The sequence below is a fragment of the Thermophilibacter mediterraneus genome (assembly GCF_900119385.1).
Taxonomy (GTDB): Bacteria; Actinomycetota; Coriobacteriia; order Coriobacteriales; family Atopobiaceae; genus Thermophilibacter; species Thermophilibacter mediterraneus.
Genome location: NZ_FPKO01000007.1, coordinates 18,741 through 33,325 on the forward strand (window position 1 = coordinate 18,741; position 14,585 = coordinate 33,325).

Here is a 14,585-nt window from a genome sequence, read left to right on the forward strand (position 1 = left end):
CGCACACCCTCGCTTTCACGCTGCCAGAAGGGGCGCAAACGGAAGGTGTGCGCGGTCGGCTCCGCGACCCCGGCCCATCTCAACTGTCTTGTCACCTGTCAAGCAAGCTGTATACTGTCTGGGTTCGTCACCGCCGTCGAGGGGAGTCCCATGCTGACCGACGAGCTGCGCGCCGAGGTGGCGCGCCTCAAGCGCGAGCGCGATGCCGTGGTCCTGGCGCACTACTACGTCCCGACCGAGGTCCAGGAGCTGGCGGACCACGTGGGCGACTCGTTCGCGCTCGCGCGGCTCGCGACCACGCTCCCGGCCTCGACGCTTGTCTTCGCGGGCGTCAGCTTCATGGCCGAGAGCGCAAAGCTCCTCTCTCCCGAGAGGGCCGTCCTCATGCCCGACCCGACCGCGGACTGCCCGATGGCGCACATGGTTCGCCGCTCCACCGTCGAGGCGGCGCGGGAGAGGTACGGCGACGACCTCGCCGTGGCCTGCTACGTCAACTCCACGGCCGAGGCGAAGTCCTGGTCGGACGTGTGCGTGACCTCATCCAACGCGGTGCGCATCGTGTCGGCCCTGCCGCAGCGCAACGTGCTCTTCGTGCCGGACCGCCACCTCGGCGCCTACGTGGCGAGCCAGGTGGCGGAGAAGAACGTGATCTTGAACGACGGGTTCTGCCCCATCCACCGGGACATCTCCGCCGCCGAGGTGTCGGCGCTCAAGGAGGAGCTCCCCGGGGCGCCGGTGCTCGCCCACCCCGAGTGCGGCCCCGAGGCGATGGCGCTCGCGGACTTCGCGGGCTCGACGTCGCAGATCATCGACGCCGCGGCGGCCTCTGACGCGCGCGACCTCATCATCCTCACGGTCGACGGCGTCCGCGGCGAGCTCGAGCGCCGCTGCGCCGGCAGCGGCAAGCGCTTCCACTTCCCGGCAACGAGGCCCGTGTGCCCCGACATGGCGCGCATCACGGTGGACCGCCTCGTGGCGTGCCTGCGCGACGGCACGGGCGAGGTGGGGCTGCCGGAGCCCGCGGTCGCCGACGGCGCGCGCCGCGCGCTGAGGCGCATGCTCGAGCTGGGGGCCCGCTGATGTGGGACACCGGGGACGGGGGGAGTGTCACCGCTCCGTCCCCCTCGTCCCACGTCATCGACTGCGACGTGGTCATCGTCGGCTGCGGGGTGGCGGGGCTCTACTGCGCCCTCAACCTGCCGGCGGCGCTCAACGTGGTCCTGCTCTCGAAGGGCGCCGTCGACGAGTGCGACTCCATGCTCGCGCAGGGCGGCATCTGCGTCCTGCGCGACGCGGGCGACTACGAGGCGTTCTTCGAGGACACGCTGCGCGCGGGTCACTACGAGAACCGGCTCGAGAGCGTCGACCTCATGATCCGCGCGAGCCGTCCGATCATCGACGACCTCATCAAGCGCGGCGTGCGCTTCGCCCGCACGGCGGACGGCGACCTGGACTACACGCGCGAGGGGGCGCACTCCCGCCCCCGCATCGTCTACCACGAGGACATAACGGGCGAGGAGATAACCACGCACCTGCTGGCCTGCGTGCGCGCGCTGCCTCACGCGCAGATCCTCGAGCGCACCTGCATGACGGACCTCATCGAGGGCTTCGACGCCTCCGGTCGCCGCGTCTGCCGCGGCGTGGTCGCCACGGGCGAGAAGGACGAGCGCCTGGAGATCCACGCGGACGCGACGGTCTTCGCAACGGGTGGGGTCGGCGGGCTCTACGCCCACTCCACCAACTTCGGCTGCCTCACGGGGGACGGCTGCAGGGTCGCCGCCGAGCACGGGGTCCTGCTCGAGCACATGGACTACGTGCAGATCCACCCCACCACGCTCTGGAGCGAGCGCCCCGGCCGCGCCTTCCTCATCTCCGAGTCCGCGCGCGGGGAGGGCGCCGTCCTGCTGAACGACGAGGGCGAGCGCTTCGTGGACGAGCTGCAGCCGCGCGACGTGGTCTCGGCGGCGATCCTCGCCGAGATGGCGCGGACGGGCGCCGAGCACGTGTGGCTCTCGTTCGAGCGGGTGCCGCGCGAGCAGATCGAGGGGCACTTCACGCACATCCTCGAGCACTGCCTCGAGGAGGGGTACGACATCCGGCGCGAGCCCATACCGGTGGTGCCCGCGCAGCACTACTTCATGGGCGGCATCCACGTGGACGCCGACTCCGAGACCACGCTCCCGCACCTCTTCGCCTGCGGCGAGACCTGCTGCAACGGCGTGCACGGGCGCAACCGCCTGGCGTCCAACAGCCTGCTCGAGTCGCTCGTCTTCGCGCAGCGGGCGGCAGACAAGATCATGCGCGACCGCTTCGCCGAGGACACGGCGGCTCAGCTCGCCGCCGCGGCGCGGGCGCGCTCCCGCTTCATCGCGGGGTCGCGGGACGTGACCGACGTGGCGCTGCTCACCGGCGCCGAGTGACGGCGCGACGCCGGCGAGGGACGGGTCCCGCCGATGCCGCGGTAGCAGCCACAGACACAGGATTGGAGACTACGATGACCGACCCGATGATCCAGCTCGAGATGGACGACCACATCCGCGCGGCGCTCAGGGAGGACATGCCCTTCGGTGACGTCTCGACCACGGCCGTCATGCCCGACGCGCGCCCCGGCCGCGTCCACCTCATCGCCAAGGCCCGGGGGGTGATCGCCGGGCTCTCGGTCTTCTCGCGCGTCTTCGAGCTGCTGGACCCGTCCGCCCGCGTCGAGGCGAGCGTCGTCGACGGCGAGCGCGTCGAGGCGGGGGAGCACCTCGCCACCGTGGAGGCCGACGTCCGCGCGCTGCTGGAGGGGGAGCGCACCGCGCTCAACTACCTGCAGCGCATGAGCGGCATCGCGACCTACACGGCGAGCGTCGTCGCGGGGCTCGCCGGCACGTCGACCACGCTCGTGTGCACCCGCAAGACCACGCCGGGCATGCGGCTCTTCGAGCGCGAGGCGGTGCGCCTCGGCGGCGGGTCGCTCCACCGCTTTGGCCTCTCCGACGGGGTGCTCCTCAAGGACAACCACATCGACGCTGCGGGCGGCGTGGCGCACGCCGTCGCATGCGCCCGGGGCGCCGCCCCCTTCGTGGACAAGGTCGAGGTGGAGTGCGAGACCCTCGACATGGTGCGCGAGGCGGTGGAGGCCGGCGCCGACGTCATCATGCTCGACAACATGACCCACGACCAGATGGCCGAGGCCGTGCGCCTCGTTGGCGGGCGCGCCCAGACCGAGGCGTCGGGCAACGTGGACGCCTCCAACGTGGCGTCCTACGCCGACCTGGGCGTCGACTTCGTCTCGTGCGGCGCGCTCACGCACTCGGCGCCGATCCTCGACCTCTCCCTCAAGCACCTCGTGGTGCTGTGATGGCGACCTCGGCTGGCGACGAGCGCCGCGGGCGGCTCGTGGCGCTGCTCGCGGGGGAGAGCGGGCCCGTGAGCGGGTCGGCGCTCGCCGAGCGGCTCGGGGTGAGCCGTCAGGTGGTCGTCCAGGACGTGGCGCTCCTGCGCGAGCGGGGCGAGAGGATCGTGTCGACGAACCGCGGCTACGTCCTGGGACGTGCGCCCGCGCGTCCCACGAGGCTCTTCAAGTGCCGCCACACCGCCGACCAGGCCGCCGACGAGCTCACCTGCATCGTCGACCTCGGGGGGCGCGTGGAGGACGTCTTCGTGAACCATCGGGTCTACGGGAAGGTGTCCTCCGCGCTCGAGATAGCGAGCCGCCGCGACGTGGGGCGGTTCGTGTCCGAGCTCGCCTCCGGGGTGTCGTCCCCCCTGCTCGAGGTCACGAGCGGCTACCACTTCCACCACGTGAGCGCGGAGAGCGAGGCCGTCCTCGACGAGGTCGAGCGCGCCCTCGCCGCGCGCGGCTACCTCGTGGAGCCCACGGCCTACGAGGCCCGGGCGTTTCGCTGAGCGCGTGGGACACCGGGGACGGGGGGAGTGTCACCGCCCCCGCCCCCTGTCCCATCCCGCCGTTTGGGTATACTCCCTTGGAACTGCAGGGCAGACGAAGTGGAGCCGCATGGAAGACGGGAGCGTCATCAGCGACCTTGAGCCCTCGATCCCGCGCACGCCCGCTCAGGCCGTGCTGCGCATAGTCTCGATTCTCATGGGCGTCATCGGGGCGGTCGCCCTCGTGGGCGGCGTGATCGTGCTGGCGGCAAACGTCATGGGGCGCCTGCCGGGCGGGGACATCTGGACCGTGGCGACCTTCGGCGTGATGATCGTGGTCGCGTCGGGGCTTCTCCTGCTCACGGCCGTCCTCGGCATCATGGCATCGAACAACTCGGCGCGCGTCGAGCCGTATCGGTTCCTGTGCTACCTGGTCGGCCTCGCCGTGCTCGTGGCCATCGTGTGGGGCTGGGGCATGGGAACGTTCATCCTCTTCAACCCCATCGTCCTCACCACCACCATCGTCTACGTGCTCGTCTGCTCCCGCCTCGCGGACAAGGTCAAGGAGGAGCACGACAAGGGCGTGAAGGGGGAGACGTTCCTGCGCTCGCGCCACCAGCGCGTCCTGCACCTGCTCTCGGACATCATCATCCTCAAGGGCGTGATCACGCTCGTGGTCGTCATCGTGCTGGGGGCGGCGCTCGTGGTCTACGGCGAGGGGGAGCGCGCCGTCATCTCGGGCGTCCCCGTCACCGTGAGCGGGCAGGTCTTCGCGCTGCTCGTGACGGGCGGCCTCGCCTCCGGGCTCAACGTGCTCGCGGGGTGCCTGGGCATCCGGGGCGCGAACCGCCCCCAGAAGGTCGTGCCGTTCCTCGTGATCGCCGCGCTCTCGGTGGCGATGGACCTCGTCCAGGTTGTGAGCGCCCTCATCGGGCGCGGGGTGATGGACGTCGCGTTCGACGTGCTCCTGGACCTGCTGTTCATGGGGTCGTGCCTCTACCTCGCCGTGCGCGTGATGCGTCAGCCCACGCCCGAGGAGCTCGCCGCGGCGGCGGGCGTGGCGCTCGTCCCCGACGACGAGGCGTAGTGGGACACCGGGGACACCGGGGACGGGGGGACTGTCACCGCTCCGTCCCCTCTGTCACGTGACGTCCGGTGTCGGGGGCCGCCGCCCCCGTTCCCGGCGTCCCGGGAAAGGAGCGACATGACCAACGGAACCATGCTCCAGGGATTCTCGTGGTACCTGCCCGCCGACGGCTCCCACTGGCGGAGAATCGCCGAGCAGGCCCCCTCGTTTGCCTACGAGGGAATCACCGCCGTGTGGATGCCGCCCGCCTACAAGGGGCAGACGGGGGCCCAGGACGTGGGCTATGGCGTCTACGACACCTACGACCTCGGCGAGTTTGACCAGAAGGGGTCGGTGGCGACCAAGTACGGCACGCGGGCCGAGTTATCGCGCGGCGATAGGCGCGCTGCACGCAAACGGCATCCAGGCGCTCGCGGACGTGGTGCTCAACCAGCGCCTCGGCGCCGACGGCTGCGAGGACGTGCTCGCGCAGGAGGTCCTGGGGTCCGACCGCGACGAGCGCGTCGGCGTTCCGCAGACCATCTCGGCCTGGACGCGCTTCACCTTCCCCGGGCGCGCGGGTGCCTACTCCGACTTCACATGGGACTGGACGTGCTTCCATGGGGTGGACTGGGACGACCGCGCCCGCCGCAAGGCGATCTTCCTGTTTGACGGCAAGCACTGGGACGACGCGGTGGAGCGCGCCGAGAACGGCAACTACGACTACCTCATGGGGGCCGACGTCGACGTCAACGACCCGCGCGTCTACGAGGAGCTCGTGCGCTGGGGCCGATGGTACGTGGACGAGTGCTCGCTCGACGGGTTTCGCCTCGACGCGCTCAAGCACATCGACCGGCAGCTCCACCGCATCGCCCGCGAGATCGCGGAGGACACCGAGGAGATGCGGGTGTGACAGGGGGACGGAGCGGTGACACGCCCCCCGTCCCCCTGTCACACGCTAGAGGTCGAGCTCCATCAGGCGCGCGATGGCCACGATGTAGATCCTGAGGGCCTGGCGCAGGCTCTCCTCGGAGATGGCCTCGTCGGGCCCGTGCTCGATGCCGGCCCAGGCGGGACGCTCCTCGTCCGTCACGTTGGGTCCGAAGGCGCAGGCCCGGGCGAAGTGGCGCGCGTAGGTGCCGCCGCCGATGGTGTAGGCCTCCGCGGGCTCGCCGGAGTACTCGGCGTACGTGGCGAGAAGGGCCTGGATCTCGGGGCCGTCCGGGCTCTGGTAGAACGGAGCGTCGCTCGAGAGCTGCTCGAACGCGCAGCCGCGCTCGGCGCCGAGCTCCTCGAGGCGCGCGGTGATCGCGGCGTCGGTCGTGGTCGTGGGATAGCGGCAGTCCACGGTCTGGGTGAAGCGGCCGCCCTCGGTGCGCACGACGCCCGCCACGCAGGTGAGGTCGCCGAACTTGTCGTCGGTGGCGGCGATGCCGGAGGCGCGGCCGTAGGCGTCCTCGGTCAGGGTGACGAGCAGCTCGAGGAAGCTGCGCTCCCCCTCGCCGGCGAGGTCGTGCGCGAGCAGGTAGCGCGCGAGCACGCCGATGGCGTTCACGGTGCCCTCCGGCATCGAGGCGTGGCCTCCGATGCCGGTGGCGACGATGCGCGCGAGGCCCTCGCCCGCGGGCTCGACCTCGATGCGATCGCCCTCTGGCAGCGTCGCGGCGTCGGCGCGCACGGTCGCGGTGGCGCGGCCGCAGATGGCGTTGGGGACGGTGCCCCCGTCGAGCTCCACGATCTTCTCGCCCGCTACCTCGCCGGACGTGAAGCGTCCCTGGTAGAGGCCCTTCTCGCCGCAGATGAGCGGGAAGTCGGCGTCGGGGGAGAAGCAGAAGAGCGGCTCGGGGTAGCGCTCGAGGTAGTACGGCACGTCGCCCATGCCGGTCTCCTCGTTGTTGCCGATGATGCAGCGCAGCGTGTAGGGGAGCTCCTCGCCGGCCGCCGCGCGGCGCGCGAAGAAGTGGGCGGCGTAGAGCGACAGCACGAAGGGGCCCTTGTCGTCCTGGACGCCGCGCCCGATGAGGTAGCCCTCCCTGCGCGTGACCTCGAGGGCGGGGTAGCTCCAGCCGAGGCCGACCGGCACGATGTCGGTGTGGGCGATGGTGGCGAGGTAGCGCTCGGGGCCTGAGGCGCCGGGCACGTCGCCGAAGCCGAGGCGGCCGTCGACGTCGGTGACCTGGAGGCCCAGGCGCTCGGCCATCCGCTCGGCCTCGACGAGCGCGGCGTTGGACGCCGGGCCCCACGGCTTTCCGGGCTCGGCCGCCGCGAGGTCCTCGACGGACTCGTGGCGCACGAGGCGGTCGATGTCGGCGACGACGTCCTCCCAGACCTCGTCGACGAAGGTGTCTACGTCTTTCTTGAACTGCTCGTTTACCATGTGCCCTCCTCGGGGTCGTGCGGCGCTGCCGCGGCTGATCCGCCGTCCATCATAGCGCGCGACGGGCATCGGGTCGGCACGGGGCCGCGCGTGCCCGGCGCGCGTGCGGGTTGCGGACGGTTTTGCGGCACAGAGCGACCGCAACCAGCACGGACTTGGGCTGCGTGCGGGTTGCGGACGGTTCTTCTCTCCAGAGCGACCGCAACCCGCACGTTCCCGCGACCCTCCGCCTGCGGGTCCGTCCCCTCGGCCCCGGGCCGGTTGCGCGGGGGCTACACCACGAAGAGCAGCGCGGAGAGCGTGATGCAGACGCTTCCGGCGAGCGTGAACAGGTGGAAGACGAAGTGCAGGTACGGAACCCTCTTGATGGCGTAGAAGACCGCGCCGACCGTGTAGCTGAGCCCGCCGGCGAGCAGCAGCCAGAACGCGGGCGGGGCGAGCAGCTCCCAGAGGTCGCCGATGTGGAAGACCACGAGCCAGCCCATGAGCACGTAGATCGCGGCCGTGAGCCAGGCGGGCTGGCGCTCGCGCAGCAGGCACTCGGCGACGATGCCCACGGCGGCGACCGCCCAGACGGCGCAGCACAGCGTGACGCCGCCTCGGTCGGCCAGCGTGATGAGCGAGAAGGGCGCGTAGCTCCCGGCGATGAGGAGGTAGATGCCGCAGTGGTCGAGCACCCGGAACACCGCCTTCGCCCGCTCGGGCGCGATCGCGTGGTAGAGCGTCGAGAACAGGTACTCGACGATGAGCGAGATGCCCATCAGCAGCGCAGCGGCAAGGCGCACGCCGCCGCCGTGGCTCACCGCCACCACGATGAGCAGCACGAGCGCGGCGATGGAGAGCAGCACGCCGACGCCGTGCGAGACCGAGTTGGCGATCTCCTCGCCGAGGGAGTAGAGCTTCCTGCGCACGGGCCCCCCGCCCGGCGCGGTGGCGGCCTCGACGGGCGACGGCGCTGGTGTGACGTCTGCCATGGGTGTCTCCTCCTCAGGGGGCGTGTCGCGTTCGAGGGTATAATGACCCCTGCCGTCAGTTGCTGACAGCATACCCTTACCCGACGCCGAGGAGCCGTCCTTGAGAAAAACGACGTTCATAGGAAACTTTGTCGCGTGGGTGGCCGTCGCCGCGCTCTGCATCGCGTTTCTCGCCTGGTACCACATGAGCGACGCGGGGGTCGTCTCCGCCGCGCTCGCGGGCTCGTCGCTCGTTCAGCTGGGCGTGGTGCTGGCGTCGCCGGCCCTCCTCTACGCCATGGGCGTGGTGCTCGGCCTCTTGCTCGTGTGGTTCAAGCGCATCCTGATGGGCAGGGTCGCCAAGCGCGCCTGCCGCGCCGTCGGCATCGCGCTCGCCGTGCTGCTCGCGCTCGCGGCGGTCCCGGTCTTCTCTCCCGACTCGGGCGGGGCGTTTTTGGGGGTCAGCGTGGTCGTGATCTACGTCACCCGCGCGGCGCCCATCCTCATCATGGTGTTCGGCCTGCTCTACGCCCTCGGGTGCGCGGGCGTGGACGCGTCCAAGAGGGGGCCGTTCGCCAAGTACCTGCCGGATGACGACGAGAAGGACGGCCGCGCCGCGTAGCGCGCCGTCGCACGAGGGGGTCTGTGCCATGCAGCTGCCGTTTTCCAGGAGGGGCGTCACGTATCCCATGCGGGGGTCGGTCTACTACGCCAACCTCGTCGCCATAACGCTGCTGCTCGTGGGCAGCGTCATCCTCTACGCCGTGGGGCAGGGCGACGCGGGCGCCCCCTCCCAGCTGCGCGCCGCGGGCTCCTACGCGCTGCCCGTCTCCATCTACCTCTTCGGAGCGCTCGTCGGCATCATCTTCGTGCGCCGCGCGAGCGTGACGGTGCCCGCCGCCGCCCAGGTGGCGTGCCGCGCGGCGAGCGTGCTCGCGCTCGCGACCCTGCTCGTCGCGATGGTGCCCTACCTGCTGCCCGAGCAGCCCCAGGGCGTGACGGCGCCCGCGGCGCTGTTCTGGGGCGTCCTCGCACTGCCGGTCGTGTCTCTCGTCCTCGGCTTCGTCTACGCGCTCGCCTGGGCCCCGATCACGGGGAGCGAGGCGGACCTGCGCGCCCGCGAGGCGGAGGAGCGCCGCGTCGAGCGCGAGGCGGAGGAGGAGCGCGCCGCCATGAAGGCAAGCTCGGAGGCGCGCGCCCGTCGCCGCGCCGCCCGCGCTCGCCGCGCCGAGGAGAAGCGCGCCGCCAAGGGGAAGGGGAAGGGCGCGCGCGGCCGCTGATTCGGTGCGCCGGGCAGGGGAGAGCCCGTTCCCGCGGGTCGTCCGCGTCGGGGACGGCTCGCCTAGAGGACGTTTATGTCGCGTATCTCGCCGCGGGTCCCCTCGTAGCGCGAGACCGAGTACTCGAACGGCGTGCCGTCGTCGAGGAAGCCCACCTGCGCGATCTCGAGCATGGGGATGCCGGGCCTGGTGTCGAGCCGCTCCGCCTCCTCGCGGGTGGCGGGAACGGCGCGGAAGATCCGGTGGAAGCTCGAGATCTTGAGGCCCAGCGTGTTCTGGAGGTAGTCGTAGACCGAGAGGTAGAGCTGGCTGCGCTTGAGCCCGGGGACGAGGTCGAGGGGCATGTAGGTGTACTCGATGACCATGGGCTCGTCGTCGAGGCACCGGACGCGGCAGTGATGGTAGGTGAAGTCCTCCGGGTGGATGTTGAGGTGGCGCGCCACGTCCTCGGGCGGGTTGACGATCGAGAAGTCGTAGACGACGGAGCTGATCTTCTTGCCGAGCGAGGTGTACTCCTCGGTGAAGCCGGCGGCGCGGTCCGACTGGGAGAACGCGAAGGAGTCGACGCCGGAGTCCGCCAGGGCGTCAATGGGCTCCAGGCCGGTCAGCTCGAGGAGCTCGGTGGTGTTCTTCACGTAGGTCCCCGACCCGCGGCGGCTCGAGATGAGTCCGCGGTCGGTGAGCAGGTCGATGGCACGCTTGATGGTGATCTTGCTCACGCCGTAGGCCTCGCAGAGCTCGACCACGGTGGGAAGTTTCGCGTTGGGCTTGAGGGCGCCCGCCTCGATGCTGCGCTGGATGTCAGACGCGATGGACTGATACTTCAGCATGGTGGCCTCCCTTTCTCGATCGATGGTGCGGTCGCCTCCCGCAAACGGTATGAAATGCGCCGCCAACGGTTTTTCTCGTCAATTCGCTCGTGAGGGTCTGTCGGTCCCGCACCGGTGCGCGCTCATGAGACGTCAAACAAAGCGCTGGTAGACGCGGCCATGTCTTCATCTCTTCTCCATTATCTCCCAATCGTCGCGCGATTATGCAGTCAAAATACCCTCCTCAAAATAAATTAGAGCGCTATAATCATGCCAACAAAGCGAGATGAAGAAGAAGGCATCACGCTTGGATTGAAGACAACGAGAACGGAGGGCACATGTCAGAGCTCACTCTGCCGAAGGACTTCTTCTTCGGCGCCGCGATGTCCGGGCCTCAGACCGAGGGCGGCTGGAACGTGGGCGGCAAGCTCGAGAACCTGTGGGACACCTGGTCGATTGAGGACATCAGCTCGTTCTACAACCAGGTCGGCTCCTACGTGGGCAACGACTTCATGCACCACTACAAGGACGACCTCGCCCTCCTCAAGAGCCTGGGCATGGACAACTACCGCACCTCGATCCAGTGGAGCCGCCTGCTCGACCAGGACGGCAACATCAACCCCGAGGGTGCCGCGTGGTACCACGAGCTCTTCGCCGCCTCCAAGGAGGCCGGCCTCGAGGTCTTCGTGAACCTCTACCACTTCGACATGCCCACCTACCTCTTCCGCCGCGGCGGCTGGGAGAACCGCGAGGTGTGCGAGGCCTACGCCAACTACGCCTACAAGGCGTTCTGCGAGTTCGGCAAGGAGGTCCGCTGCTGGTTCACGTTCAACGAGCCGATCGTCGAGCCCGAGAACCGCTACTGGCACCCCATCTGGTACCCGCAGCACCACAGCTTCCAGGAGGCCTGCACCGCCCAGTACAACATCTCCATCGCGCACGCCATGGCGGTCGCGCGCTACCGTCAGGCCGTGGCCGAGGGCCGCATGCTCCCCGACGCCCGCATCGGCATGATCTGCAACTTCTCCCCCTCCTACACCAAGGACGACCCCACGCCGGCCGACCTCGAGGCGCTGCGCATGAACGACGGCCTCACCAACCGCTGGTGGCTCGACCTCGTGACCAAGGGCAAGCTGCCCGAGGACGTCATCGACACCCTCACCAACCAGCTCGGCATCGTCCTGCCCGTGCGCCCCTATGACGACGCGGTGCTCGCCGACGGCGTGGTCGACTGGCTCGGCTGCAACTACTACCAGCCGAGCCGCGTCCAGGCCCCGAGCAAGAGCCACGACGAGTGGGGCAACCCGCTCTTCGCGGAGCCCTACATCTGGCCCGAGCGCGTGATGAACGAGAGCCGCGGCTGGGAGATCTACCCCAAGGGCATCTACGACTTCGGCATGAAGTGCAAGAACGAGTACCCCGAGCTCGAGTGGTACGTCTCCGAGAACGGCATCGGCATCGAGCGCGAGTACCTCAACAAGGACCCCGAGACCCAGCAGGTCATCGACGACTACCGCGTGGACTTCGTCCGCCAGCACCTCGAGTGGATCGCGCGCGCCATCAACGACGGCGCCAACTGCGTGGGCTACCACTACTGGGGTCTCATCGACAACTGGTCCTGGTCGAACGCCTTCAAGAACCGCTACGGCTTCGTCGAGGTGGACCTCATGGAGAACTACGAGCGCAGGCCCAAGAAGTCCGCGGCCTGGCTCACCGAGGTCGCGACGTCGCACGTCGTCAAGTAGCCCTCCTTCTTGCGCGGGCGAGGGGGACGGGCGGCCGAGCCGCCGCCGTTCTTCTCGCCCGCGTATCCCGGCGCCGCCGAGGCGCCACGAGATGTTGCAAGGGACGCGCTCATCAGGGAGAGAGGGCGTCTGAAGCAGGCACTGTTCCAAACGTAAGGAGTGAAAATCATGGCCAACGGTCAGAGCTTCCTTGACAAGTTCTCGGAAGTTTCCGCTCGAATCGGCAACCAGGTGCACCTGCGGTCGCTGCGCGACGGCTTTGCCACCATCATGCCGGTCTTCATCCTCGCCGGTATCGCGGCACTTCTGAACAACGTCGTCTTCACGTTCCTGTGGAGCACGAACCCCGACAGCATGGGCATCTTCCCCAACGCTGACATCCTGGCGACGGCGCAGTACTGGGGCGCCGCGCTCTCCCAGGGCGCCCTCTCGATCTCCGCTATCCTGCTCTGCGGCATGGTCGGCTACAGCCTGGCCACCAACAAGCGCTTTGACAACCCCATCTCCTGCGTTGTCGTCTCGCTCGCCGTCTTCTTCATCATGATGCCCCAGACCGTGACGGCCAACCTCGCCGCCACCTCGGAGCTGCTCACCGACGAGGTCACCACCGCCGCCGTCGCGAGCGCCTTCACCACCAACTACACGGGCACCAACGGCATGTTCACGGCCATCATCATCGGCCTGCTCGCCCCGACGCTCTTCATCAAGGTGTCCGGCATCGAGCAGCTGCGCATCAAGATGCCCGAGGGCGTGCCCCCCGCGGTCGAGAAGTCCTTCAACGTCCTGATCCCGATGCTGCTGACCCTGGGCGTCTTCGGCCTCGTCGCGATGATCCTGTTCGCCGGCTTCCAGACCGACGTCACCGCGCTCATCAACACCTTCATCCAGACCCCGCTGCGAGCCCTCACCACCAACCCGGTCGGCCTCGTGGTGATCTACTCGCTCGGCGTGTTCCTGTTCACCCTCGGCATCCACCAGTCCACGATCAACGGCGTGCTCGTCGAGCCCGTCCTCACCATCGTCCTCGTGGAGGCCATGGACCTCTACACCACCGGCGGCATCGACGCGGTCATCGCTCGTCCGGACGTCTGGCTGAACATGAACGTCATCAACGTCTACGCCCTCATGGGCGGCTCCGGCTGCACGCTCGCCCTGCTGATCGCCACCTTCATCTGGGGCAAGTGGAAGCCCTCCCGCGAGGTTGCCAAGCTCGGCATCCTGCCCGCGATCTTCAACATCAACGAGCCGGTCATCTACGGCTACCCGATCGTGTTCAACATCCCGCTTATGGTTCCGTTCGTGCTCAACACCATCATCGGCATCCTCGTCGGCTACTTTGCCACGGTCATCGGCCTCGTCAACCCCACCTGCATCCAGGTGCCCTGGACCACCCCGATCATCGCCTCCGGCTTCCTGTCCACCGGTGGCGACTGGCGCGCCGCCGTCCTGCAGGTCGTCCTGCTCGCCCTCTTCGTCATCATCTACCTGCCGTTCATGAAGGCCTCCGAGGTCGCTCAGCGCAAGCAGTTCGAGATGGCGGAGTAGCAAAGGACGCCGCCACCACCCCGGGCCGCAGGCGAATCCCATCTCCCTGCGCCTGCGGCCCCATCGCGCGCCGCTCACCGTCTGGCGCGCACCGTACCTTCGCGTTATGGCTAGTCTAGAGTCGTTGCACGACACGCCCGAACAGGGCCTGGACGGGGTTCGAGCCCCACGTGAAAGGAGCGTCTCACCATGAAGATCATGCTTTGCTGCAACGCCGGTATGTCCACCAGCCTGCTGGTCCAGAAGATGCAGAAGGAGGCCGCTGCCCGCGGCATGGACGCGAGCATCGAGGCCCGTCCCATGAACGAGGCCATGGACCACATCAACGAGGCTGACATCATCCTCCTTGGGCCCCAGATCGGCTATGCCAAGGGCGACTTCGAGAAGGCCGTCGACGGCCGCATCCCCGTCAACGTCATCCCGATGGTCGACTACGGCCGCATGAACGCGCCGAAGATCCTTGACGACGTTGCCGCCCTCCTCGGCTAGCGCGTCGCACGACCCCGAGAGGAGATTCCGATGGACGAAGAGATGGAGATGATCTGCTTCCAGATCATCAGCTGCGTCGGCACCGCCAAGTCCTGCTACGTCAACTCGATCGCCAAGGCCCAGGAGGGCGACTTCGAGGCGGCCGAGGACCTCATCAAGCAGGGTGACGAGGCCTACGCCGGCGGTCACGACGTTCACATGCAGCTCCTGACGTCCGAGGCCAACGGCGAGCGCAAGGGCACGCCGCTTCTGCTCCTCCACGCCGAGGACCAGATGGCCAGCGCCGAGACCTGCAAGCTCATGGCTCAGAACTTCATCAACACCTACCGCGAGCTCGTCGAGCTCAAGGCGAAGCTGAACGCCTAGTCCGGTCGCGCCACAGACGCACAATCGCATGCACATCGTGTTTTGAAGGGCGCTGCCGGAGACGGTGGCGCCCTTCTGAGAA

Annotated in this window: 15 protein-coding genes; 12 read left to right on the plus strand and 3 right to left on the minus strand. The window is 68.8% G+C overall.

Annotation, left to right across the window (positions count from 1 at the left end; all coding sequences use genetic code 11):
• Positions 1–150 precede the first annotated feature (150 nt).
• The 6 genes from nadA to BQ7106_RS10955 all read left to right on the plus strand — a co-directional run bounded on the left by nadA (position 151) and on the right by BQ7106_RS10955 (position 5,852).
• Complete coding sequence (gene nadA / locus BQ7106_RS00180; RefSeq protein ID WP_129583748.1) at positions 151–1,080, plus strand: quinolinate synthase NadA; 930 nt, start codon at positions 151–153, stop codon at positions 1,078–1,080.
• On the plus strand, positions 1,080–2,420 hold the full coding sequence (locus BQ7106_RS00185) for an L-aspartate oxidase (RefSeq protein ID WP_072369467.1): 1,341 nt from the start codon (positions 1,080–1,082) through the stop codon (positions 2,418–2,420). Before nadA ends, BQ7106_RS00185 begins: the two co-directional genes overlap by 1 nt.
• A 74-nt stretch (positions 2,421–2,494) precedes the next feature.
• Positions 2,495–3,346 carry a carboxylating nicotinate-nucleotide diphosphorylase gene (gene nadC, locus BQ7106_RS00190; protein WP_072369469.1) on the plus strand — a complete coding sequence of 284 codons (852 nt, stop codon included), beginning with the start codon at positions 2,495–2,497 and terminating at the stop codon, positions 3,344–3,346.
• Entirely contained in the window at positions 3,346–3,894 is a 549-nt protein-coding gene (locus BQ7106_RS00195; RefSeq protein ID WP_072369472.1) for a transcription repressor NadR, read from the plus strand. Before nadC ends, BQ7106_RS00195 begins: the two co-directional genes overlap by 1 nt.
• A 109-nt stretch (positions 3,895–4,003) precedes the next feature.
• A complete protein-coding gene (locus BQ7106_RS00200) occupies positions 4,004–4,960 on the plus strand; it encodes a hypothetical protein (protein ID WP_072369474.1) in 957 nt (318 codons plus the stop codon).
• Positions 4,961–5,378: 418 nt separating this feature from the next.
• Positions 5,379–5,852: an alpha-amylase family protein gene (locus BQ7106_RS10955; protein WP_072369476.1), complete on the plus strand. Its 474-nt coding sequence runs from the start codon at positions 5,379–5,381 to the stop codon at positions 5,850–5,852.
• A 45-nt stretch (positions 5,853–5,897) separates the two neighbouring features.
• Here the strand turns inward: BQ7106_RS10955 and BQ7106_RS00210 are convergent, their stop codons facing one another.
• Positions 5,898–7,316 carry a Sapep family Mn(2+)-dependent dipeptidase gene (locus tag BQ7106_RS00210; protein WP_072369479.1) on the minus strand — a complete coding sequence of 473 codons (1,419 nt, stop codon included), beginning with the start codon at positions 7,314–7,316 and terminating at the stop codon, positions 5,898–5,900.
• A gap of 272 nt (positions 7,317–7,588) precedes the next feature.
• Positions 7,589–8,290, minus strand: coding sequence for a PAQR family membrane homeostasis protein TrhA (trhA, locus tag BQ7106_RS00215; RefSeq protein WP_083526805.1), 702 nt, complete (start codon positions 8,288–8,290; stop codon positions 7,589–7,591).
• A gap of 100 nt (positions 8,291–8,390) precedes the next feature.
• Between trhA and BQ7106_RS00220 the strand changes: the two genes are divergently transcribed.
• Positions 8,391–8,891: a hypothetical protein gene (locus BQ7106_RS00220; protein ID WP_129583749.1), complete on the plus strand. Its 501-nt coding sequence runs from the start codon at positions 8,391–8,393 to the stop codon at positions 8,889–8,891.
• Positions 8,892–8,919: 28 nt separating this feature from the next.
• The gene (locus BQ7106_RS11100) at positions 8,920–9,549 is read left to right on the plus strand and encodes a hypothetical protein (RefSeq protein ID WP_205407635.1); all 630 of its coding nucleotides are present in this window, start codon (positions 8,920–8,922) and stop codon (positions 9,547–9,549) included.
• A 62-nt stretch (positions 9,550–9,611) separates the two neighbouring features.
• Here the strand turns inward: BQ7106_RS11100 and BQ7106_RS00230 are convergent, their stop codons facing one another.
• Positions 9,612–10,379 carry a GntR family transcriptional regulator gene (locus BQ7106_RS00230; protein ID WP_072369485.1) on the minus strand — a complete coding sequence of 256 codons (768 nt, stop codon included), beginning with the start codon at positions 10,377–10,379 and terminating at the stop codon, positions 9,612–9,614.
• Between the two features lie 317 nt (positions 10,380–10,696).
• On the opposite strand from BQ7106_RS00230, the gene BQ7106_RS00235 reads away from it, so the two are divergent.
• From BQ7106_RS00235 to BQ7106_RS00250, 4 genes are all read left to right on the plus strand, one after another.
• Entirely contained in the window at positions 10,697–12,103 is a 1,407-nt protein-coding gene (locus tag BQ7106_RS00235; RefSeq protein WP_072369487.1) for a glycoside hydrolase family 1 protein, read from the plus strand.
• A gap of 168 nt (positions 12,104–12,271) precedes the next feature.
• Positions 12,272–13,648 carry a PTS sugar transporter subunit IIC gene (locus BQ7106_RS00240; RefSeq protein WP_072369488.1) on the plus strand — a complete coding sequence of 459 codons (1,377 nt, stop codon included), beginning with the start codon at positions 12,272–12,274 and terminating at the stop codon, positions 13,646–13,648.
• 189 nt (positions 13,649–13,837) lie between these two features.
• Positions 13,838–14,137 (plus strand): PTS sugar transporter subunit IIB, encoded by a 300-nt coding sequence (locus BQ7106_RS00245; protein WP_072369490.1) that lies wholly within the window; start codon positions 13,838–13,840, stop codon positions 14,135–14,137.
• Positions 14,138–14,167: 30 nt separating this feature from the next.
• On the plus strand, positions 14,168–14,503 hold the full coding sequence (locus tag BQ7106_RS00250) for a PTS sugar transporter subunit IIA (RefSeq protein ID WP_072369493.1): 336 nt from the start codon (positions 14,168–14,170) through the stop codon (positions 14,501–14,503).
• The last annotated feature ends 82 nt before the right edge of the window (positions 14,504–14,585 follow it).

Bases quoted from the DNA above. Each gene is read 5' to 3' on its own strand.
- BQ7106_RS00200 (WP_072369474.1), top strand. From the start codon at position 4,004: ATGGAAGACGGGAGCGTCATCAGCGACCTTGAGCCCTCGATCCCGCGC.
- nadC (WP_072369469.1), top strand. From the start codon at position 2,495: ATGACCGACCCGATGATCCAGCTCGAGATGGACGACCACATCCGCGCG.
- BQ7106_RS00250 (WP_072369493.1), top strand. From the start codon at position 14,168: ATGGACGAAGAGATGGAGATGATCTGCTTCCAGATCATCAGCTGCGTC.
- nadA (WP_129583748.1), top strand. From the start codon at position 151: ATGCTGACCGACGAGCTGCGCGCCGAGGTGGCGCGCCTCAAGCGCGAG.
- trhA (WP_083526805.1), bottom strand. From the start codon at position 8,290: ATGGCAGACGTCACACCAGCGCCGTCGCCCGTCGAGGCCGCCACCGCG.
- BQ7106_RS00245 (WP_072369490.1), top strand. From the start codon at position 13,838: ATGAAGATCATGCTTTGCTGCAACGCCGGTATGTCCACCAGCCTGCTG.
- BQ7106_RS00210 (WP_072369479.1), bottom strand. From the start codon at position 7,316: ATGGTAAACGAGCAGTTCAAGAAAGACGTAGACACCTTCGTCGACGAG.
- BQ7106_RS11100 (WP_205407635.1), top strand. From the start codon at position 8,920: ATGCAGCTGCCGTTTTCCAGGAGGGGCGTCACGTATCCCATGCGGGGG.
- BQ7106_RS00230 (WP_072369485.1), bottom strand. From the start codon at position 10,379: ATGCTGAAGTATCAGTCCATCGCGTCTGACATCCAGCGCAGCATCGAG.
- BQ7106_RS00195 (WP_072369472.1), top strand. From the start codon at position 3,346: ATGGCGACCTCGGCTGGCGACGAGCGCCGCGGGCGGCTCGTGGCGCTG.
- BQ7106_RS00240 (WP_072369488.1), top strand. From the start codon at position 12,272: ATGGCCAACGGTCAGAGCTTCCTTGACAAGTTCTCGGAAGTTTCCGCT.
- BQ7106_RS00235 (WP_072369487.1), top strand. From the start codon at position 10,697: ATGTCAGAGCTCACTCTGCCGAAGGACTTCTTCTTCGGCGCCGCGATG.
- BQ7106_RS00185 (WP_072369467.1), top strand. From the start codon at position 1,080: ATGTGGGACACCGGGGACGGGGGGAGTGTCACCGCTCCGTCCCCCTCG.